General features: G+C 72.7%; 19 protein-coding genes. 3 read left to right on the top strand and 16 right to left on the bottom strand.

The window, feature by feature from the left end; genetic code table 11:
* Positions 1-4 precede the first annotated feature (4 nt).
* Both ACWDUZ_RS09735 and ACWDUZ_RS09730 read left to right on the top strand, forming a co-directional pair.
* Entirely contained in the window at positions 5-907 is a 903-nt protein-coding gene (locus ACWDUZ_RS09735) for an ABC transporter ATP-binding protein (protein WP_451631274.1), read from the top strand.
* Entirely contained in the window at positions 904-2,505 is a 1,602-nt protein-coding gene (locus ACWDUZ_RS09730; protein WP_451631273.1) for an ABC transporter permease, read from the top strand. The genes ACWDUZ_RS09735 and ACWDUZ_RS09730 overlap by 4 nt, the downstream gene beginning before the upstream one ends.
* Before the next feature lie 57 nt (positions 2,506-2,562).
* Here the strand turns inward: ACWDUZ_RS09730 and ACWDUZ_RS09725 are convergent, their stop codons facing one another.
* From ACWDUZ_RS09725 to ACWDUZ_RS09710, 4 genes are all read right to left on the bottom strand, one after another.
* Positions 2,563-3,801 carry a cytochrome P450 gene (locus ACWDUZ_RS09725; protein ID WP_451631272.1) on the bottom strand — a complete coding sequence of 413 codons (1,239 nt, stop codon included), beginning with the start codon at positions 3,799-3,801 and terminating at the stop codon, positions 2,563-2,565.
* A gap of 106 nt (positions 3,802-3,907) precedes the next feature.
* Positions 3,908-4,573, bottom strand: a complete 666-nt coding sequence (locus ACWDUZ_RS09720) for a response regulator (protein WP_451631271.1) — start codon at positions 4,571-4,573, stop codon at positions 3,908-3,910.
* Complete coding sequence (locus tag ACWDUZ_RS09715; RefSeq protein ID WP_451631270.1) at positions 4,570-5,916, bottom strand: sensor histidine kinase; 1,347 nt, start codon at positions 5,914-5,916, stop codon at positions 4,570-4,572. Before ACWDUZ_RS09715 ends, ACWDUZ_RS09720 begins: the two co-directional genes overlap by 4 nt.
* Positions 5,917-6,058: 142 nt before the next feature.
* Positions 6,059-6,733 (bottom strand): response regulator, encoded by a 675-nt coding sequence (locus ACWDUZ_RS09710; RefSeq protein WP_451631269.1) that lies wholly within the window; start codon positions 6,731-6,733, stop codon positions 6,059-6,061.
* Between the two features lie 154 nt (positions 6,734-6,887).
* Between ACWDUZ_RS09710 and ACWDUZ_RS09705 the strand changes: the two genes are divergently transcribed.
* Entirely contained in the window at positions 6,888-8,084 is a 1,197-nt protein-coding gene (locus ACWDUZ_RS09705) for an RNA-guided endonuclease InsQ/TnpB family protein (RefSeq protein ID WP_451631268.1), read from the top strand.
* A 30-nt stretch (positions 8,085-8,114) separates the two neighbouring features.
* Here the strand turns inward: ACWDUZ_RS09705 and ACWDUZ_RS09700 are convergent, their stop codons facing one another.
* The 12 genes from ACWDUZ_RS09700 to ACWDUZ_RS09645 all read right to left on the bottom strand — a co-directional run bounded on the left by ACWDUZ_RS09700 (position 8,115) and on the right by ACWDUZ_RS09645 (position 21,199).
* Positions 8,115-9,605, bottom strand: coding sequence for a sensor histidine kinase (locus ACWDUZ_RS09700; protein WP_451631267.1), 1,491 nt, complete (start codon positions 9,603-9,605; stop codon positions 8,115-8,117).
* Positions 9,605-10,810, bottom strand: a complete 1,206-nt coding sequence (locus ACWDUZ_RS09695; protein WP_451631266.1) for an acyltransferase family protein — start codon at positions 10,808-10,810, stop codon at positions 9,605-9,607. The genes ACWDUZ_RS09700 and ACWDUZ_RS09695 overlap by 1 nt, the downstream gene beginning before the upstream one ends.
* On the bottom strand, positions 10,803-11,930 hold the full coding sequence (locus tag ACWDUZ_RS09690) for an alpha/beta hydrolase (protein WP_451631265.1): 1,128 nt from the start codon (positions 11,928-11,930) through the stop codon (positions 10,803-10,805). The genes ACWDUZ_RS09695 and ACWDUZ_RS09690 overlap by 8 nt, the downstream gene beginning before the upstream one ends.
* 149 nt (positions 11,931-12,079) lie before the next feature.
* Positions 12,080-12,955: an alpha/beta hydrolase gene (locus ACWDUZ_RS09685; protein ID WP_451631264.1), complete on the bottom strand. Its 876-nt coding sequence runs from the start codon at positions 12,953-12,955 to the stop codon at positions 12,080-12,082.
* A 165-nt stretch (positions 12,956-13,120) separates the two neighbouring features.
* Positions 13,121-14,311 carry a kynureninase gene (gene kynU, locus ACWDUZ_RS09680; RefSeq protein ID WP_451631263.1) on the bottom strand — a complete coding sequence of 397 codons (1,191 nt, stop codon included), beginning with the start codon at positions 14,309-14,311 and terminating at the stop codon, positions 13,121-13,123.
* A complete protein-coding gene (locus tag ACWDUZ_RS09675; RefSeq protein ID WP_451631262.1) occupies positions 14,304-15,161 on the bottom strand; it encodes a tryptophan 2,3-dioxygenase family protein in 858 nt (285 codons plus the stop codon). The genes kynU and ACWDUZ_RS09675 overlap by 8 nt, the downstream gene beginning before the upstream one ends.
* Positions 15,162-15,406: 245 nt before the next feature.
* A complete protein-coding gene (locus ACWDUZ_RS09670) occupies positions 15,407-15,820 on the bottom strand; it encodes a DUF3151 domain-containing protein (RefSeq protein WP_451631261.1) in 414 nt (137 codons plus the stop codon).
* Between the two features lie 56 nt (positions 15,821-15,876).
* Entirely contained in the window at positions 15,877-17,379 is a 1,503-nt protein-coding gene (locus tag ACWDUZ_RS09665) for an MFS transporter (protein WP_451631260.1), read from the bottom strand.
* Positions 17,380-17,498: 119 nt separating this feature from the next.
* Complete coding sequence (gene fbaA / locus ACWDUZ_RS09660; RefSeq protein ID WP_451631259.1) at positions 17,499-18,530, bottom strand: class II fructose-bisphosphate aldolase; 1,032 nt, start codon at positions 18,528-18,530, stop codon at positions 17,499-17,501.
* A gap of 204 nt (positions 18,531-18,734) precedes the next feature.
* Positions 18,735-19,283 carry an orotate phosphoribosyltransferase gene (gene pyrE / locus ACWDUZ_RS09655; RefSeq protein WP_451631258.1) on the bottom strand — a complete coding sequence of 183 codons (549 nt, stop codon included), beginning with the start codon at positions 19,281-19,283 and terminating at the stop codon, positions 18,735-18,737.
* Positions 19,284-19,293: 10 nt separating this feature from the next.
* Complete coding sequence (locus tag ACWDUZ_RS09650) at positions 19,294-20,091, bottom strand: aldose epimerase family protein (protein WP_451631257.1); 798 nt, start codon at positions 20,089-20,091, stop codon at positions 19,294-19,296.
* A 73-nt stretch (positions 20,092-20,164) separates the two neighbouring features.
* The gene (locus ACWDUZ_RS09645) at positions 20,165-21,199 is read right to left on the bottom strand and encodes an SRPBCC domain-containing protein (protein ID WP_451631256.1); all 1,035 of its coding nucleotides are present in this window, start codon (positions 21,197-21,199) and stop codon (positions 20,165-20,167) included.
* Between the last annotated feature and the right edge of the window lie 128 nt (positions 21,200-21,327).

Raw genomic sequence — 21,327 nt, 5'->3', positions numbered from 1 at the left:
AAGCATGACGAAGGCAATCACCGTCTCCGGCCTCCACAAGGCGTTCGGCGCCGCCCACGCGCTGGACGGACTCGACCTGGACGTGGAGCGGGGCGAGGTCCACGGCTTCCTCGGCCCCAACGGCGCCGGGAAGTCCACCACCATCCGGGTCCTGCTCGGACTGCTGCGCGCCGACTCGGGCGCCGCCCAGGTGCTGGGCCGCGACCCGTGGACCGACGCGGTCGAGGTGCACCGCCGGATCGCGTACGTCCCCGGCGACGTCACCCTGTGGCGCAACCTCTCCGGCGGCGAGGTCATCGACCTGTACGGCCGGCTGCGCGGGGGCCTCGACCAGCAGCGCCGCGCCGAGCTGATCGAACGGTTCGAACTGGATACGACGAAGAAGGGCCGGACCTACTCCAAGGGCAACCGGCAGAAGGTGGCCCTGGTCGCCGCCTTCGCCTCCGACGTCGACCTGCTCATCCTGGACGAGCCCACCTCGGGCCTCGACCCGTTGATGGAGGAGGTCTTCCAGCGCTGCGTGGCCGAGGAACGCGACCGCGGCCGCACCGTCCTGCTCTCCTCCCACATCCTCAGCGAGGTGGAGGAGCTGTGCGACCGGGTGAGCATCATCCGCAAGGGGCGCACCGTCGAGAGCGGTTCGCTGGCCGACCTGCGTCACCTCACCCGCACCAGCGTCACCGCCGAACTCGCCGGCCCGCCCGACGGCCTGGCCCACCTGCCCGGCGTGCACGACCTCGACGTGCGGGGCCGTCACGTCCGCCTCCAGGTCGACACCGACGACCTCGACGCCGTCCTCCGGCAGTTGAGCACGACCGGTGTGCGCTCGCTGAGGTCGACACCCCCGACGCTGGAGGAACTGTTCCTGCGGCACTACCAGGACGACGTCGCCGAGGTGTCCCGATGACCGCCCTCGCGACCGCCACGCCGCGCGGTACACGCCAACTCGCCGGCACCGGGACCCTGTTGCGCTTCGCCCTGCGCCGCGACCGGGTGCTGATCCCCGCCTGGACCGCGGTGAACGCACTCATGGTGCTCTCCATGCCGAACACCCTGAAGGGCCTGTACGGCACCGCGGCCGAACGCGCCGACCTGGTGCGCCAGATGGAGACCAACGCCGCCTTCCGCGCCCTGATCGGCCCGGTCTTCGACACCTCGATCGGCGCGCTGACCGCCTGGCGGGTGGGCGTGTTCGCCGCCGCGCTCGCCGCCGTGACGAGCCTGCTGGTCGTCGTACGGCACACCCGGGACGAGGAGGAGAGCGGCCGCCAGGAACTGGTGGCCTCGGGCATGGTCGGCCGCCGCGCCTCCCTCACGGCGGCGCTGCTGGCGGCGGCCGTGGCGAACGCCCTGACGGCCCTGCTGGTCACAGTCGGCCTGGCCGGGCAGGGGGCCTCGGGTGCCCTGTCCTTCGGGCTCGGCCTCGCCGGAGTCGGCATGGTCTTCGCCACGACGGCGGCCATCGCCGCCCAGCTCACCGAGAGCGCGCGCCTGGCCCGCGGGATGACGGCGGCGGTCCTGGGAGCGGCCTTCGTGCTGCGCGCGGCCGGCGACTCCGCCGCCGACGACGGGTCTTCGGTGCTGACCTGGCTGTCGCCGCTGGGCTGGCTGGAGAACCAGCGGTCCTTCGCCGGCGAACGCTGGTGGGTGCTGCTGCTGTTCGCGGCGGCCACGGCCGTGCAGGGCGCGCTGGCGTACGGGCTGGCGGGGCGCCGGGACGTGGGCATGAGTTTCCTGCCCACCCGGCCGGGACCGGCCGCCGGCCGCCTCGGCACCGCCGCCGCGCTGGCCTGGCGGCTCCAGCGCGGCGGCGTGCTCGGCTGGAGCATCGGGTTCTTCGTGGCGGGGATCGTCTACGGCGGACTGACGGACGGGGCGGCCGACCTGGTCCGCGACAACGACAACGCCCGTGAGATCTTCCAGCGGATGGGCGGCCAGTCGGGGCTGACGGACGCCTTCCTCGCCTCGATGGTGGGGATGCTCGGACTGATCGCCGCACTGTACGTCGTGGCCTCGGTGCTGCGGCTGTACGGCGAGGAGACCTCCGGCCGGGCGGAACCCCTGCTCGCGAACGCGGTCGGCCGGCTGCGCTGGGCCGCCGGACACCTCGCCGTCGCCTTCGGCGGCTCGGTGTGGATCATGCTCCTCGCCGGCCTCGGCTTCGCCGTCGGCTACGGCGAGCGGGTCGGGCCGATCCTGGGTGCCTGCCTGGTCCAGGTCCCCGCGATCTGGGTGATCGGAGGCCTCGCGGTGCTGCTGTACGGCGTGCTCCCGCGAGCCGCGGTGGCGGCGTGGGGCGTGGCCGGCGCCGTGCTCCTGCTGGGCTGGGTCGGCCCGGCCCTGGACGTGCCGCAGCCGATTTTGGACATCTCTCCCTTCGGCCACCTCCCGAAGCTGCCGGGCGGGGGGATGGCCTGGGGGCCGGTGGTGATGCTGACCGTGGTCGCTCTCGCCCTGGTGGCGGTGGGGCTGGTGGGACTGCGCCGGCGCGACATGACGACCTGACCTCCAAGGCGGCCCCGGACACGTCCCTGACCGCACGGCCCGGGCAGGCCGTGCTCCTCAGCCCACCGCCACGCTCAGCCCCCTCAGCCCCCGGATCACGAAGTTCGGCTTGCGCTCCGGCTCGGCCGCCAGGGTGAGGGCCGGAGCCCGCTCCAGCAGGGCCGCCATGGAGGCCGCCAGCTCGATCCGGGCCAGCGGGGCGCCGATGCAGTAGTGGATGCCCGCGCTGAAGGAGATGTGCGGGTTGTCCCGCCGGGTCAAATCCAGCCGCTCGGGATCGGTGAAGACCTCGGCGTCGTGGTTGGCCGAACCGAACAGCATGGCGATCTCCGCACCCCGCGGGATCGTGGTGCCGTCGATCTCGATCTCGTCCAGCACCCACCGCTCGAAGAGCTGGAGCGGAGTGTCGTAGCGCATCAGCTCCTCGACGGCGGACGGGATCAGGGAGTGGTCCGCGCGCAGGGCGGCCAGCTGGTCCGGGTTGCGGAAGAGCGCCCACCAGCCGTTGACCGTCGCGTTCACCGTGGCCTCGTGACCGGCGTTGAGGAGCAGCACGGCCGTGGAGATCATCTCCTGCTCCGTGAGCCGGTCGCCCTCGTCGTGGGCGGCGATCAGCCCCGAGATCAGGTCCTCGCCCGGTTCCCGGCGGCGGGCCGCGATCAGCTCCCGTAGGTAGTCCGAGAACTCCACCGAGGCCCGCACCGCCCTCCTCGCCGTCTCCTCGGACGGGTTCAGCTCGTACATCCCGCAGATGTCCGCCGACCAGGGCCGCAACTGCGAGCGGTCCGACTCGGGGATGCCGAGCATCTCGGCGATCACGGCGACGGGCAGCGGTTCGGCGACGTCCGTCAGCAGATCACCGCCGCCCGCCTCCACCAGCGCGGCGACCAGATCGTTCGCCAGCCGGTGGACGTACGGCTTCAGGCGTTCCACCGTCCGCGGGGTGAACGCCTTCGACACCAGGCGCCGGATCCGGGTGTGGTCCGGTGGCTCCAGGTCGAGCATCCCGTGGTCGTTGAGGACGTGGAACGGCTCGTGCTCCGGCGGAGGCGGCGTATGGCCGAAGTCCTCGTGCGAGAACCGGTGCTGGTAGGTCCGGCCCAGCCGGCGGTCCCGCAGCAGCGCCGACACGTCCGCGTGGTGCGGCACGAGCCACTGGTCGCTCGGCTCGTAGTAGAGCACACGGCCCCGGGCACGCAGTTCGGCGTAGGCGGGACAGGGGTCCGAGACGAAGGCCGGGTCCCAGGGGTCGAACGGGAGACCGGACGAAGCGGAGGGGGCGGAAGGAGCGGCCATACACGGACGCTAGCCCGGCGTCCCCCGTCCTGACCAGGGGCCCCGTGACCGGGGACTCCCGACCGGAGGCACCCCCTGACCAGGTGGGTCCCTCTCCCCCGGCGCCCTATCCCGGCGTCACCAGTCTCGCCTCGTAGGCGAACACCGCCGCCTGCGTCCGGTCCCTGAGGCCCAGCTTCACCAGGATCCGGCTGACATGGGTCTTGATCGTCGACTCGGCCACCACCAGGCGCCCGGCTATCTCCGCGTTGGACAGGCCCTGCGCGATGAGCACCAGCACCTCCGTCTCCCGCTCGGTCAGATCGCCGTACGCCGCCTGCGCGGACGGCATGAGCCGAGGGGCCTCGGGCAGCTTCGAGAACTCCGTGATCAGCCGCTTGGTCACCGAGGGCGCGAGAAGCGCCTCGCCGGCGGCCACCACTCTGACGCCCTCGGCCAGTTGGCGTGCGGAGGCGTCCTTCAGCAGGAAGCCCGAAGCACCCGCGCGCAGGGCCTGGTAGACGTACTCGTCCAGGTCGAAGGTGGTGAGCACCAGCACCTTCGACGCCCCGCCGGCGGCCACGATCTCCTTCGTCGCCTCGATGCCGTTCAGCTCCGGCATGCGGATGTCCATCAGGACCACGTCCGGGGCGAGTTCACGGACGCGGTCCACTGCCTGACGGCCGTTGACCGCCTCCCCGACGACCTCGATGCCCGGCATCGCGTTCAGCAGGACCGAGAAGCCCTCGCGCACCATCATCTGGTCGTCCGCGATCAGCACACGGATGGTCATGCCTCGCCCTCGATCACCGTCGGAACCGGCAGGAACACCGCCACCTCGTACCCCCCGCCGTCCACCGGGCCGGCCGTCATCTCGCCGCTCAGCATGGAGACGCGCTCCCGCATGCCGGTGATGCCGTGCCCCGCTCCGGGCGAGGGCTGGATCCGGGACGGCTCGGGCGGCGGACCGTTGACTATGCGCAGGCCCAGGCCGCCGAGCACATAGCCGATCTCGACCCGGGCGCTCGCGCCGGGTGCGTGCCGCAGGCTGTTGCTCAGGGCCTCCTGGACGATCCGGTACGCCGACAGCTCCACGCCCTGCGGAAGCTCCCGCACCGCACCCGTCACCGCCTTCTCCACCTTCAGGCCTGCCTCCCGGACGTTGGCCAGCAGCGTGTCGAGGTCGGCGAGGGTGGGCTGCGGGGCCTCCGGAGCCTCGTAGTCCTCCGCCCGGACGACTCCGAGGACGCGGCGCAGTTCGGTGAGGGCCGCCACCGCGTTCTCCCGGATCGTGGCGAAGGCCTTCTCCAGTTCCGGCGGAGGATCCTGCACCCGGTAGGGCGCCGCTTCGGCCTGGATGGCGACCACGGACATGTGGTGAGCCACCACGTCGTGCAGTTCGCGGGCGATCGTGGTGCGCTCCTCCAGCAGCGTGCGGCGGGACCGCTCGTGAGCGGTCACTGTCTGCTGGGCGGTCACCGTCTGCTCGGCCTCCCGGCGTATGTGCCAGACGGTGACGGCCAGCAGGGCCACGGCGGACACGACCAGCATGGGCGCGGAGTCGTTGCTGAAGTGGTAGCCGAACACGCCCTCGACGACGACGGCGTACAGAGCGGTGAGCAGCCACATCCATCCCGCTGTGCGCGGCCGGGTGCGTATCGCCACGACCGTGAGCACCGTCAGGTGCGAGAGGAAGCTGCCGGGCTGCCACGGCCAGTCGCCGAAGGTGTCGGCGGCCACCGATGTGACGGCTCCCGCCGCCAACGACAGCCAGAACGCGCCGACCGGGCGGACCAGGGTGAGAAGCACCGGCACCAGGGCCAGCAGGGCGGCCATCGGCGCCCACAGGCCGTCGTCGGCGCTGATCCAGGCGGTGAGCATGGCCAGCACGCCGACGCCCGCGACCAGCAGGTGCGGAGCCCAGGCCGCGTACTCCCGGGTGCGGCCGGACAACCACCCGGCCAGGCGGCCGTCGACACTCCTGCGGTGCAGAGGGCGGTAGGCGAAGGCGTCGTGGAACAGGTCCTGCCGCAGCCCGCTCAGCGCGTTCACGACCAACCGGTACTCGGGGCTGCGCCCCTCGTGCGGGTCGAACGCGCCGTCCGGCGCCGTCTGCGTGTGCGTCTTCTCGGTCACGCTGAGAACGGTAGGCGTCCGCGGGTGTCGCGGTCGTCCCCAGTGAGGGGGGTCCTTCGGCCTCCCTCTCAGGTACTACGGGTGCTCCCGAGCCCGTCCAAGTCCGTCCGTGTCCGTCCGCGGCCCGAGGCCGCCCCCGCGTTCAGTACCCGGAGGGGCGCACCAGTCCCGACTCGTAGGCGAAGACCGCGGCCTGGGTGCGGTCCCTCAGGCCCAGCTTCACCAGGATGCGGCCGACGTGCGTCTTCACGGTCTGCTCGGCGACGACGAGGTGCTCGGCGATCTCCGCGTTCGACAGGCCGTGCGCGATCAGCGTCAGCACTTCCGTCTCACGCTCGGTCAGGTCGCCGACCCGCTCCTTCAGCGGGGCGCGGGGTCTGTCGTTCATCCGGGAGAACTCGGCGATCAGCTTGCGGGTGATCGCCGGCGCCAGCAGGGCGTCACCGGCGGCGACCACCCGCACGGCCTCCGCCAGCTGGTCGGCGGAGGCGTCCTTCAGCAGGAAGCCGGAGGCCCCGGCGCACAGCGCGTCGTACACGTACTCGTCGAGGTCGAAGGTGGTGAGCACCAGGACCCTGGTGCCCGGCGTCTCGGTGGTGACGCGGCGGGTGGCCTCGATGCCGCTGAGCTCGGGCATGCGGATGTCCATCAGCACGACGTCCGGCGCGAGTTCGGCGACCTGGGCGACGGCGTCCAGACCGTGCACGGCCTGACCGACCACCTCGATGTCCGGCTGGGTGTTGAGCAGCACGGTGAAGCCCTGCCGGACCATCTGCTGGTCGTCGGCGATGAGTACGCGGATGCTGCCACTCGTCATCGGAATTCCTCCGTGGATACCCCCGCCTTCAGGCGGGGGAGGAAACGGACTCCTGCGGAGCAGGGCAGGAAGGCCGGTTCGCCCTCCGGGCGGATCGGTGTCCACCATCAACTACCCCACCATGGTCACAAGTTGCCGTGCTAGTTTGTGAGCCATGGCCACTCACGTGAAGCGGGCGTTCAAGTACCGCTTCTATCCGACCGATGCGCAGGCAGCCGAGCTGTCGCGCACGTTCGGATGCGTGCGCAAGGTCTACAACATGGCGCTCGCGGCCCGTACCGAGGCCTGGGTGCGGCAGGAGCGGGTCAACTACAACCAGACCTCGGCCATGCTGACCGCGTGGAAGAAGACCGAGGAGCTGGCCTTTCTCAACGACGTCTCCTCCGTTCCACTGCAGCAGGCGCTGCGGCACCTGCAGGCCGCCTTCGCGCACTTCTTCGCCAAACGCGCCAAGTACCCGCGTTTCAAGGCGAAGAAGAAGTCCCGTGCGAGCGCGGAGTACACCTCCTCGGCGTTCCGGTACCGTGACGGCTCTCTGAGGCTGGCGAAGATGACCGACCCGCTGAACATCGTCTGGTCCCGCCCCCTGCCCGACGGGGCATCGCCGAGCACGGTGACCGTGAGCCGCGATGGCGCGGGACGCTGGTTCGTCTCGCTGCTGTGCGAGGATGCGCGGGTGAAGCCGCTCGCGGCCACCGATACGGCCGTCGGCATCGACGTCGGCCTGGACCACCTGCTCACCCTCTCGACCGGGGAGAAGATCGCCAACCCCCGACACGAGCGCCGTGACCGCGAGCGCCTGGCCAAGGCCCAGCGGGAGTTGTCCCGCAAAGCCAAAGGGGAAGGCGCCAACCGGCGCAAGGCCCGGGCGAAGGTCGCAAAGATCCACGCTCGGATCGCCGACCGCAGGCGCGATGTGCTGCACAAACTGACCACTAGACTCGTGCGTGAGAACCAAACGCTCGTGATCGAGGATCTGACCGTGCGCACCATGGTCAAGAACCAAAGCCTGGCCCGCGCCATCAGCGATGCCGCGTGGTCGCAGTTCCGGAGCATGCTGGAGTACAAGGCCGGCTGGTACGGGCGGGAAGTGGTCGCGGTGGACCGCTTCTTCCCCTCCTCCAAGCTGTGCTCCCACTGCGGCGCCCTCCAGCTGGAGATGCCGCTGAACGTCCGCACGTGGACGTGTGACAGCTGTGGCACGGCCCATGACCGGGACGTGAACGCGGCGAAGAACCTTCTGGCCGCCGGGCGGGCGGTGTCTGTCTGTGGAGCCGGTGTAAGACCTCAACGGAGAACTCCGGGCGGGCAGTCGGCAGTGAAGCAGAAAACCCCACGGCGCGAGCCGTAGGAATCCCCCTCGTTCACGAGGGGGAGGAAGTCAAGGGTGGTCTTCTCCTGTCGGATGGGGTGGACCGGGAGCGCGTGGGCCGAGGGCCGGCGGAGCCGGCGAATCCTCGGGGCTCCCGGGCACGGCCTGTGGTTCGACGTCGACGACGGGTGCGTTGCCCGGGGTGGTGAAGTCGGTGTGCAGGACGGGCAGGGCGCGCGCGTCGGCCGCGGCGGCGAGCGGGGCAGTGCCGTCACGGGGCAGGAAGGCCGACACCGCGAAACCGCCGTGCAGCGTCCTGGCGGCGGTGACATGGCCGCCCAGCATCGCCGCCCGTTCGCGCATCCCGAGCAGCCCGTGCCCGGCGCCCGGCGAGGGCGGCGCCGGGTGCCGCGGACGGGAGTTGACCACGCTCAGGAACAGGCCGTCGGGGACATGGGTGACCTCCACGCGGACCGCCGAGCCCGGAGCGTGCCGCAGGGCGTTGCTGAGCGCCTCCTGCACGATGCGGTACGCCGACAGCTCCACGCCGGGCGGATACGGCTGGGTCTCCCGTCGGGTGTCCTCGACGTCCAGGGTGACCGCCAGGCCGGCGGTGCGGGTGTTCTCGACGAGGGCGTCCAGGCGGTCGAGGGTGGGCTGCGGGGCCTGCGGCGCGGCCCGGCCGCCGGACTCGCCGAGACCGTAGGGGTCCTCGGGGTTCTCCGAGCGCAGCACGCCGAGCACCCGTCTCAGTTCGGCCAGTGCCTCCAGCGCGTTCTGCCGGATCCCGGCGAGGTTCTCCTTCAGCTCCTCGGACGGGTTCTCCGTCAGATGCGGGGCCACCTGGGCCTGGATGGAGATGACCGACATGTGATGGGCGACCACGTCGTGCAGCTCGCGGGCGATGCGACTGCGTTCCTCCAGCAGAGTGCGGCGGGCCCGTTCCTCGGCGGTGAGCGTGGTCTGCTGCACCAGTTCCGCACGGGCCACGCGGCGGCCGCGCAGCGCGGTGCCCAGCACCACCACGACCGCGGACAGGACCACACCGAGCACCCCGGTGGACGCGTAGTTCGCCGCGCCCCACAGGCCCTGGAGGGCGTAGGTGACCAGCATGGTCAACCCCAAAGCCTCCGCGGCGACGCGGGTGCGGACCCGCAGGGAGAGCAGCAGCAGGACGAACAGGTGGGCGACGATCCCCGCGGCCGTCCACGGCCACTGGAAGTCTCTCGCCCGCCCCGACAACAGCGGCCCGTGGACCGCGACCGCTCCCAGCAGCATCGCCGCCGTCGACAGCCACCACGCCGGAACGGGCCGCCACAGGGCCAGCACCATCGCACCGCTCTGGCCGAGCGCGATCAGGAACGCCGTCCCGGGGGCCACATGGCCGTTGTCCTGGAGCTGGGCCGTGGCACCGATCAGGACGCCGAGCGCGGCCACCCACACGATCCCGTGCGGCAGCCAGCGCAGCCACACCGAGGGGGGCAGTGGATCCGCCCGCACGGTCCACAGGTCCTCACGCAGCACCCGCAGCCCTCGCCGGACGAGGTTCCCCCTTCGCATCACGCGTCCACCCTAGGGCCGGACGGGTGAGCCGTCCCGGGACGACGGGACCGCACCACCAGGGAACGACGCCGGCCGCCGGCCCGCTCGTATCCGCGGAACGCCGCCCAGCACACGGCCAGGACCAGCGCGAACACCGGGAGCCAGGCCAGCCGGGCCACCACCCAGCCCAGGGAGTCGGGAAGGGTGTGCAGGCCGGGGAGGCGGCCCGCGAGCAGGCCCGTGGCCGTGGTCGCCATCAGCGCCGTCTGGTGCCACAGGAAGATCGTCATCGCGGAGAGGTTGACCAGGGCCACGGCCGCCCAGGCGAGCGGACGCCGCATCGCGCGGCCCAGATGCTCGCGCACCAGCAGCGCCAGGCCGCACTGGGCCAGCCCGAAGGTGACGGCGGCCAGGGTCGGCGGGTCGAGGTTGGAGACCGTGGCGCCCGGCACGCCGACCATCGACGCCGGATAGCCCGCCCAGGCGACGAGGCCCGCCGTGGCCGCCGCCCCACAGGTCAGCAGGAGCCAGCCGGCGCGGCGGCGCCGGAGTTCGCCACGGGTCCAGGCCGCGCCGAGCGTGTACGGCACGAGCCAGCCCGCGGGCAGGTTCAGCCAGCCGAGCCAGCCGGGCGCCCCGAAGCCGAAACGAAGGAGGTCCACATGCAGAACGACCACCAGAGGCCACAACGGGTTGAGCCGGGTCAGCAGCGGAGTCGCCGCCGTCAGTACGGCGAAGACCAGGAGGAACCACATGGGGGACAGGGCCAGCTTGACGAGGGTGCGCACGGTGCCCGGGTCCGCCCCGGTCAGGAGGAGGGCGGCCGCGGCGACCGTCCAGAGGCCCAGGACGGCGGCGACCGGCTTGAACAGGCGGGACAGCCGGGCGTGGAGCCATCGCGGGTAGCCGGTGCCGCGGGCGCGGGCCGACGCGTAGCCGCGGGTCGCCACATGCCCGCCGACGAGGAAGAACACGGCGAGGGTCTGGAAGACCCAGGAGACGGGGGCCAGCCAGGGCATGCGCTGGAGGGGGCTGGCGGTGTGCAGCGCGCGGTGCGCTCCGCCGCCGGTGTCCGCGACCAGCGCCGTGACCAGCCAGTGCCCGAGGACCACGCCGAGGATGGCCAGCGCCCGCAGCGCGTCCACGGCCCGGTCGCGGTGCGCGGGAGTGGCGGCGTCGGCGTGCCGGGCCGCGTCTCGCGCACGGGTCAGCACGTCAGTCACCTCGCACCTCCTTCGTGGCGCCCAGGACGATCCGGGTCAGGTTGGTCAGGGACGGGGAGCCGGGGGTGAAGTAGGCGCTGTGACCGCCCTGTCCGGCCGGGAAGGTACGGGCACCGAAGGCCGGGTCCATGGGGTCGGTGCCGAAGCCGACGGTCGTACCGAGGAGGTCCACGTCGACATGCGGCACGTGCGCCACCCAGTCGTCGGCGCCGCGCGCCGCCCAGACCCGGGCCCGGGTGTGCAGCGCCCGCACGGAGTCGGCACCGGTGCCGGGGCTGCCGAGGAGGACGATGTCGTTCACGTCCAGACCGGCGGCGGCTCGTCCGCACACCACCGTGCCGTAGGAGTGGCACACCAGCGTGACGCGCGGGCCGCGGCCCGTCACGCCCCGCAGCTCGCGTACGAACCGGCGCAGAGGCGGGGCCGCCTGCTTCGCGCGGCCGGTGGTGAGGACCGTGGTGCTGATCGTGCCCGGCGTCCGGTAGCCGAGCCAGGCGACGACCGCCGTGCGCGTCGCGGCGCGGGCCTCCCGGCTGAGCTCGCGGGAGAGCGCCGACGCGCCCGCGCGGAAGCGGTCGTAGGTGTCCAGCGAGGTGTCCGAGCCGGGGACGAGGACCGCGACGCGGTCCGCGTGCGCCAGGTCGCCGATCACCTCCACGGCACGGCCCGGGCCCCGGCCGTCGAAGAAGAGCAGCCGGTGCGAGGGCGCCGCCAGCTCCCGGTCCACGGCCGCGCGGTGCGCGTCCCCGTGCGCCGCGGCCATGCGGGCCGCCTGCTCGGCGTTCGCCCGGTTGGCCGCGTAGGCCGCGTCCAGGCCGGCCCGCGTCGGGGCGGGAAGGACGGCCGGGGCCGGGGCAGGGATCCGGGGGCGGGCCGCGGCCGAGAGCGGCACCACCACGGCCGCGGCGACGAGGCCCGCGAGGAGGGCACGGAGCCCCCGGCCCCACCGCCGAGCGCGCCCTGGGGCGGGGTCGACAGCCCGGCCCGCGCAACCGTCCCCCCGCTCCCGCGCTACCGGCTCCCGCTCACTCTCTTCCCCCTGCTCCCGCTCACTCTCTTCCCCCTGCTCCCACCCCTGCCCCTGCTTCTGCTCGACGACGGTCGTCCGCCCAAGCCCCATGGCTGGTCTCCCCCTCCGCTCCGCCCGCCCGTCGGGCTCGTCCAGAGGGGAAATTACGGATCCGGCCGCGTCGTCCGCGTCCCGCCCGAGAGCTGTTCCGTGCCGTAGCTCTCAGGTACTACGGGTCTGACACCCCCGGGTTCGGCGGCTCACCACGCCAGCTGCGCGATCTCCTCCGCCACCACCGCGCACGCGTCCGCCGCCGGGTCGATCAGCGGGAAGTGGCCGACGTCCTCCAGCAGGGTCAGCCCGACGACCTCGCCTGCCTTGGCCGCCGCCTCCGTGTACGACTCGGCCACCTCCTCCGGAACGTCCACGTCCGCACGCCCCTGCACCAGCGTGGTCGCGATGCCCGTCGGCAGCAGCAGGGCCGGGTCGGCATACGGCCGCCGTACGTCGAACTCGTCCGCGCCTCCGAGCAGTTGCAGCGCCGCACCGCCGCACACGTTCAGCTTCCCGGCGACCGCGAAGTCCGCGATCGGCGCGAGCGCCACCACGCCCCGCAGCGGCGCGGGCCGGTCGGTGCGCCAGGGCGCGTCGGCGGGCAGGACGTGCCGGGCCGCCGCCCACAGGGCCAGGTGACCGCCCGCGGAGTGGCCGGTGATCACCGTGCGCCGCGTGTCCGCCTGCGGCAGCACCTTCCGTACGAGCGCGGGCAGCGCGTCCAGCGCGGCCGCCACGTCGTCGAACGTCTCCGGCCAGCGGCCCGCCACCGCGTCCTGCACCGCGCCGTCCGGGCCGGCGCCGCCACGCCGGTACTCGACGTTGGCCACGGCAAAGCCCCGACGGGCGAGGAAGGCCGCGAACGGGGTGATGTGCCGACGGTCGTACGGCGCCCGCCAGGCCCCGCCGTGCAGGACGACGACCAGCGGGGACAGGGCGGGTGCGGTGGCACGAGGGGCGTAGAAGTCGATCACCTGGTCGGGGTGGGCGCCGTACGCGGCGGTGCCGTCGGGGTCCACGATCGCGTGCGAGAAGGCGGACTCCTCTTCGGCGGCGGCTCTGGCAGCGGCGGCGTCCGGCATGCTCCAACCTCTCAGCGGTGTAACGGGGTTCGGCGGACCAGGTGAGATGGCGGTGACGGTATCAGGACGATGACGTGGGTGTTCGTCCGTGGGGGTGCCGCCGCGACGGCGGCACCCCGCACCGCTTCACGCCCCGGACCGTCCCGGCGTCCCGGCGTCCGGCTCTCACGCCGGGTGCAGCACCTCCCCCAGCACTCTCGCGGCCCGCTCCGCGTCCCCGAAACCCACATACAGCGGGGTGAAACCGAACCTGAGCACGTCCGGGTAGCGGAAGTCGCCCACCACTCCCCGGTCGATCAGGCGTTTCATCACCTCACCCGCGTCCCGGCAGCGCAGCGCCACCTGACTGCCACGCTCCGCGTGCGCCCGCGGGGTCAGGGACTCCACCAGGCCCTTTGGCACGTACGCCTCGACGCACTCCAGGAAGAAGTCCGTCAGGGCGAGGGACTTGGCGCGGACCGCCGTCACCGTCACGCCCTCCCAGACTTCGAGCGCCGCCTCCAGGGCGAGCATGGAGAGGATGTCCGGGGTGCCGACCCGGCCGCGGAGCGCGCCCGCCGCCGGCTCGAAGGACGGCCGCATGCCGAAGGGTTCCACGTGCGAGTTCCAGCCCGGCAGCGGGGAGTCGAAACGGTCCTGCAGGTCGCGGCGGACGTACAGGTACGCCGGTGCGCCCGGGCCCCCGTTCAAGTACTTGTAGGTGCAGCCCACCGCGAGGTCGACTCCGTGCTCGTCCAGCCCCACCGGCAGCGCACCCGCCGTGTGGCACAGGTCCCACACCGACACGGCGCCCACCGCCCGCACCGCCGCCGTGAGCGACGGCAGGTCGTGCAGCCGGCCGGTGCGGTAGTCGGCGTGGTTGAGCAGCACGGCCGCCGTGCGGTCGCTCACCGCCTCCGGCACCTCGACCGGGGCCACCGGGCGCAGCGCGCACCCCGTCATCCGGGCCGCCGACTCGGCGATGTACCCGTCCGTGGGGAACGTCGTGGCGTCCACCAGGATCTCGTCCCGGCCCCCGCCCGCGAGCCGTACGGCGCCCACGAGCGCCTTGAACACGTTGACACTCGTGGAGTCGCCGACCACGATCTGGCCCGGTGCCGCGCCGACCAGCCCGGCGATCGTGTCACCGATCCGCTCGGGCGCCGTCCACCAGCCGCTCTCCTCCCAGGAGCGGATGCGCAGCTCGCCCCACTCACGGCGGACCACGTCGGCGACCCGGCCGGGGACGTTCGCGGGCAGCGCGCCGAGCGAGTTGCCGTCCAGGTACACCACGTCGTCCAGCACGAACCGCGAACGCACCGACGCCAGTTCGTCGGCGGCGTCCAGCTTCTCCGCGCGCAGTGCCGGTTCAGACATGGGACCTCGCCGTCCACAGCTCGGGGAACACGTTCTTCTGCGCCCGCTTCTCCAGCCAGGCCACCCCGGCGGAGCCGCCGGTGCCCTGCTTGGCGCCCATCGCGCGGCGGGTGGCGACCAGGTGGTCGTTGCGCCAGCGCCACACCAGTTCCGCCACGTCCGTCAAGGCCTCGCCGAGCCGGGCGGGTTCGGCGTCCTCGTCGCCGGCGTAGAGCTCCGTCCAGACGGCCTCCACCTGCTCGGACGGCTCGTAGCGCAGCGACACGTCGCGGTGCAGGACGGTGTCCGGGACCGCGTGCCCGCGCCGGGCGAGCAGCCGCAGCACCTCGTCGTAGAGGCTCGGCTCGTGCAGCGCCTTCTCCAGTTCGGCGTGGGCGCGGGGCGCGCCCCGGTGCGGGACGAGCATCGACGCGGACTTCTCACCGAGCAGGAACTCCATCCGGCGGTACATCGCCGACTGGAATCCGGAGCCCTCGCCGAGGGCGCCGCGGTAGCTGTTGAACTGGGCCGGGGTGAGCTGTCCGAGCGGCTTCCAGGAGGCGTTCAGCGCCTCCAGCTCGCGTACGGACCGCTTCAGCGCGGCGATCGCCGACGGCACGTCGTCGGCGCGCAGGGCTGCGGCCGCGGTCTCCCACTCATGGACGATGACGGTGAACCACAGCTCCATGACCTGGGTGGTGACCAGGAAGACCATCTCTCCGGGATCGTCGGAGAGGGTGTGCTGGAGGTGGGTGAGCACGTCCGCCTTGACGTAGTCCTCGTACGGCGTCGTGCCCTCGAAGTCGAGATGCGGGGTCTCGGGCTCAGCGGTCTCGTCGGGCCGAGGGGTCGGGTGAGCCTGGTGGGACATCGCTGTCTCCTGCATGTACTCCGGGTAGCGGTCCGCCCCTGCCGATGCCGGCACGGGGGCCCCGGTCCCCACCCGCATCCTGCGCAACACCCACGGAGATCGCAAGGCCCGTCTGATCACACAGACGGGCCAGGTCACGCAGGCGGACCGGTGACGCACGAGGCCGGGTCACGGGCGGCGCGGTCCACCTGCGTCCTGCGTCCCGCGTGTCGCCGCGTGTCCCCGCGTACGTCCCGGCGTGCGGCTCAGCCCAGAGTCTGAGCGGCCGTCTCGGAGGAGTCCTTCAGGAACTGCGAGCAGCGCATGTACTCCTCCTGCTCGCCGATCGCCTGCGCGGCGCGGGCGAGGGCGTGCAGGGCGCGCAGGAAACCGCGGTTGGGCTCGTGCTCCCAGGGGATCGGGCCGTGGCCCTTCCACCCGTTGCGCCGCAGGGCGTCCAGACCGCGGTGGTAGCCGGTACGGGCGTACGCGTACGACTCCACGGCCGCGCCCCGCTCGAAGGCGTCGTCGGCCAGCTGTGCCCAGGCCAGCGAGGACGCCGGGTACCGCGCCGCGACGTCGGCGGGCGAGGTGCCCTGCGCGAGGAGCTCGCGGGGCTCCGGGTCGTCGGGCAGATGGGTGGGGGGCGGACCGCCGAGAAGGTTCTCGTGAATACTCATGGCTTCAGTCTGCGGCATCCCGGCGGGCGTGGTGCGCCCGCCCGGCAGCCCTCGGCTCAGGCCCGCGGGTCCGGTTCCAGCGGCGGGGTCGTCACGAGGCCGTGGGTGCGGCACTCGGGGCGGCGGCACGCGGGGCCGGGGCGGCGCACGGTCGCGAAGGCGAGGATCGCCCCGGCCACCAGCACCGCCGCGATGATCGGCATCGCCCGCCGGAACGCGGCGTCGAAGGCGTCGGCCGAGCGGTACGCCTCCGGGCCCATCCCGGCCAGCAGCGGCAGCGCGGCCACCGCGATCAGGCCGGCCGCGCGGGCCGCCGCGTTGTTGATGCCGCTGGCCAGGCCCGCCCGGGAGGTGTCGACCGAGGCGAGGACGGTGGCGGTCAGCGGGGCGACCAGGACGACCATGCCGGCGCCCATGACCAGCAGGGCGGGCAGGACGTCGGTGACGTAGTCCGCGTCCTTCCCGACGCGCAGCATCAGCAGCATCGCGCCCGCGCACAGCAGTGGGCCGACGGTGAGCGGGACACGCGGCCCGATCCGGTCGGCGAGGGCGCCCGAGCCGGCCGAGAACAGCAGCATGAGCACGGTCGTGGGCAGCAGGGCGGTGCCCGCCTGCAGCGGCGAGTAGCCGGCCACGACCTGGAGCTGGAGCGTGGTGAGGAAGAAGAAGCCGCCAAAGGCCGCGTAGACGCACAGGGTGACCAGGTTGACCGCCGTGAACTGGCGGGAGGCGAAGATGCCGAGCGGCATCATCGGGTCGGGCACCCGCTTCTCGACCTGGACGAAGGCGACGGCGGCGGCCACTCCGGCGATGGCGGTCAGCGCGACGGCCAGTGAGCCGCCGCGGGCCTCGATCAGGGCGTACGTCACCAGGGCGAGGGAGACGGCGCCGAGGGTGGCGCCCAGCACGTCGAAGTGACCGTGGGCGCGGGCCTTCCCGGCCGCCGCGCCGGCTCCGCCGGGCCCGGCCGGGGCGACGCCGCCGGTCGACTCGGGGACGTGCCGCAGGGCGACGGGGACGCAGAGCAGGGCGAGCGGGACGTTGAGCAGGAAGACCCAGCGCCAGCCCGGGCCGTCCACCAGCCAGCCGCCGAGGAAGGGGCCGACCGCCGCGCCGATGCCACCGAACCCGGACCACAGGCCCACGGCCCGGCCCCGGTCGTCGGGGTGGAAGGAGGCCTGGATCAGGGCGAGGGAGCCGGGGGTCAGCAGGGCGCCGCCGATGCCCTGCAGGGCGCGGGCGGCCACGAGCAGGGTGGAGCCGGGGGCGATGCCGCACAGCAGGGACGCCACGGCGAACCAGACCACGCCGAGCACGAAGATCCTGCGGCGGCCGTACAGGTCGCCGAGGGAGCCGCCGAGGAGGATCAGGCCCGCCAGGGTGACCATGTAGGCGTTGACCGTCCACTGGAGGGTGGCGAGGCTCGTGTTCAGGTCGTGGCCGATGCGGGGCAGGGCCACGTTGACGACGGTCGAGTCCAGCATCGCCATGCTGGAGCCGAGCACTGTCGTGAACAGGATCCACTTGCCCTGTGCGGACGACAGCCGGATGTCGGGCATGGTGGGATCATCCCGCGTCAGCCGCCACGGGGCCAGACGAGCGACGGACCCGGCGCTCGGCGCACCGGATCCGTCACGGACAGATGAAGACGGGCGAGGCCCCGGGAGGGCCGGCCGCGTTACTTGATCTTCGTGCCCGTCGAGCGCAGGTTGCCGCAGGCCTCCACGACGCGGGCCGCCATGGACGCCTCGGCCAGCTTGCCCCAGGTGCGCGGGTCGTAGGTCTTCTTGGAGCCGACCTCGCCGTCGACCTTCAGGACGCCGTCGTAGTTCTTGAACATGTGGTCGGCGACCGGACGCGTGAAGGCGTACTGGGTGTCGGTGTCGATGTTCATCTTCACCACGCCGTTCTCCAGCGCGGTGCGGATCTCCTCCTCCGTGGAGCCGGAGCCGCCGTGGAAGACGAAGTCGAACGGCTTGCTGTCGGCGGGACGGCCGAACTTGGCCGCGACACCCTCGTTGAGCTCCTTCAGCAGGTCGGGCCGGAGCACGACGTTGCCCGGCTTGTAGACGCCGTGGACGTTGCCGAAGGACGCGGCCAGCAGGTAGCGGCCCTTCTCGCCCAGGCCGAGGGCCTCGGCGGTGCGGATCGCGTCGTCGACCGTGGTGTACAGCTTGTCGTTGATCTCGTGGGTGACGCCGTCCTCCTCACCACCGGTCGGGGTGATCTCGACCTCGAGGATGATCTTGGCGGCGGCGGTGCGGACCAGCAGCTCCTGCGCGATGGCGAGGTTGTCGGCGAGGGTCTCCGCGGAGCCGTCCCACATGTGGGACTGGAACAGCGGGTTGCGGCCGGCCTTGACGCGCTCCTCGGAGACCGCGAGCAGCGGACGCACGTACCCGTCGAGCTTGCCCTGCGGGCAGTGGTCCGTGTGCAGCGCGATGTTGACCGGGTACTTCTCGGCGAGCACGTGCGCGTACTCGGCCAGGGCCACGGCGCCGGTGACCATGTCCTTGCTGTACTGGCCGCCGAGGAACTCGGCGCCACCGGTGGAGATCTGGACGATGCCGTCGCTCTCCGCCTCCGCGAACCCGCGCAGTGCCGCGTTCAGGGTCTGGGAGGACGTCACGTTGATGGCCGGGTAGGCGAACTTGCCTGCCTTCGCCCGGTCGAGCATCTCGTTGTAGACCTCGGGGGTTGCGATGGGCATCTGTCCGCTCCTTGTATGTGCGGGGTGCGTTCTGCGTGTTTACGGCCCTGACCTAGGGAGTGACGTCATCGTCGGCCCCATCTTCGCAGAAGATGCCGGTTGCTTCGGACACCCTTCCAACCTGTGGATGCCGGGTCGCGGACCGCCCGTGGGGGTGGGTCGTGCGGCCCGGATCCCGCTCCGGACCACGCCACCACCCGTGCCTCAGTCCAGGCCCAGGTCGTCCTTCGAGTACGCGAACACGTACGGCACGCCCGCCTTCTCGGCGATCGTCTCGGCGGCGCCCGTCGCCCGGTCCACGATCGTGGCGACGCCGACGACCTCGGCGCCGGCCTCCCGCAGCGCCTCGACGGCGGTGAGGACCGAACCGCCGGTGGTGGAGGTGTCCTCGACGGCGAGGACCCTGCGGCCCGCGACCTCGGCGCCCTCGATACGACGCTGCAAGCCGTGCGCCTTGCCCGCCTTGCGCACGACGAACGCGTCCAGCGTCCTGCCGCGCGCGGCGGAGGCGTGCAGCATCGCGGTGGCCACCGGGTCGGCGCCCAGGGTGAGGCCGCCGACCGCCTCGTAGTCCAGGTCGGCGGTCAGGTCGAGCATGACCTGACCCACCAGCGGGGCGGCCACCCCGTCGAGGGTGATGCGACGCAGGTCGACGTAGTAGTCGGCCTCCTTGCCCGACGACAGCGTCACCTTGCCGTGCACCACGGCCTTGTCCTTGATCTGCTGCAGCAGCTCGCCGCGAACGTCACTCATGGCAGTCAGCTTAAGCGCGGCGCCAGCTCCAGGTCGTCGTGGCCTCCAGCGGTTCCAGGGGCGTGACCAGGTGCGGGTGGGTGTTGAGCCCGTCGGGCGGTCCGGTCTGCGGTTCCACGCAGACCGCGACCTCCTGCTCGTCGTAGACGACGACCCACTTCTCGGGGCTGGTCACCTTCAGCTCCAGCTGCCCGGGCCAGGTGAGCGTGACGTCGACGCCGTCGGGCATGCCGAAGCAGTCGTCCCACGGGCCGGGCCCCGGGTCGACGCGGTGACCGGTGGGCAGGTGGTCGTCGCCGCGCTCCTCCTGCCAGGCCGGGGTGAAGTCCAGCCGCACGTCCTGGGCGCCGGGTCCGCCGAGGTTGCGGTGGAACCACGGGTGCCAGCCGATCTGCGCCGGGAAGGAGGAGGCGTACGTCTCCACGGACATCGTCAGCGTCAGGGAGTCCTCGGTGAGGGCGACCACCTGGGTGACCCGGCCGGGGTAGGGCCAGGGGTCGACCAGGTCGTACGTGATCACCGCCTCGTCCGCCGAGACGCGGGCCGTGTGCCAGGCACCGTCACGGGCGGTGCCGTGGATGGCGTGCGGCGGGGAGTTGAGCGGCATCTGGTGGACGGTGGCGCCGTCCCGGAACCGGCCCTCCCGGATCCGGCCGCACCAGGGAACCATCGGGAAGCAGCCGAACCTCTCGCCCTGGCGGAGCAGTTCGAGCCCGCCCACCCGGAGCCCTCCGATGCGGCCGCCGTTGCCCGGCTGCACGGTCGCTTCCGCGTCGCCCGCGGTCAGCGTGATGTCTTCGTTACTCACGCGACGAGGCTACTGGCACGGCCGACAGGGCGTTCCGCGCGCCGCCCCGCACGCGGTGGCGAGTGCCGCGTCGTCACCGGCGGCGTCTGAGAGCCCGGCCCACGACGATCGCCGAGGCCACGACCAGCGCGGCGGCGGGAGCCGCCCAGCGCAGGGTGGGCGTGGCCGAGACGGTGAGCGGTGCGGGCACGGGTGCGTAGCGGCCGCGCGGCGGGGCGTGGTCCACCTCCTCCGCGCTGCGCCCGATCATCGTCCGCCGTGCGTGCGCCGCCTCGGCGGGGGGCTCGGCGGCCTCGTCGAAGCCCTCGGCGAGGGACATGTCCTCGTCGTCACGGTCCGGTTCGTCTTCCCCGTCGTCCGCGTCGCCGGCCTCGGCTGCGCCGTCGGCTTCCTCTCTCTCGTCCGACTCTTCTGCCGCGGCCTCGTGGTCGTCGTCCTCGGCGAGGGGGTCGAGGGAGGACGGCGGGACCTCGGTGTCGAAGACGGAGACGTGCTCGACGGGACCGGGTTCGGAAAGGTGCGGCCAGGGGGCGTCCTCCGGGGGCGGTACGGGCGCGTCGTCCGCGTCCGGTGACGCCTCGAAGTCGCCCGTCGCCAGCGGGGCGAAGTCCTCCGTCGCCAGGGCCTCGGCGGACTCGACATGCTCGGGGGATGCGGTGGGCTCCACCGGTTCCGCCGCCTCTGCCTCTGCCTCTGCCGCCAGATTCTCCGCGAAACGGTTCACCAGCCGGATCACCGCGGCGCGTACGGCGTCCGGGGCTAGTTCGGTGAGCCGGCCACCGGCCGAGGCGGTGCCGTCGAAGACGAGGGCCGAACCGTCGTCGGTGTCGCGCAGCCGGATGACGAGCGCGATCTCCGCCGAGCCCGTGCCACGGGACTCCGTGGCGGCGCCCTCGACACCGTACGACCCGTCGTCGCGGGCGAGGACGCGCAGGGTGCCGCGGTAGGTGACGGAGTGGCTGCCGACGCGCACCTTGAGCCGGCCGGCGAGGGGCTCGGCGCCCGGGTCCTGCTGGAGTCCGGGCACCGCCCGGGCGACCCGTGCGGGGTCGGCGAGCGCCGCCCGCAGCCGCCGGGCCGGAACCGCAACGAACACCTCGTGCTCCATGTCAGCCGAGCGTACCCAGTGCGGGCCGGGAATACCCTCTCCTCGCCCGCAACGCCCACACGCCCTGCTCGCCTCTGCCCCACCCCCACTCGGTCCCCGCCCCCACGCCCTGCTCCCCCGCCCCGCGC

The organism is Streptomyces sp. NPDC003393 (genome assembly GCF_053589015.1).
This window is presented reverse-complemented; position numbering and strand designations above follow the sequence as displayed.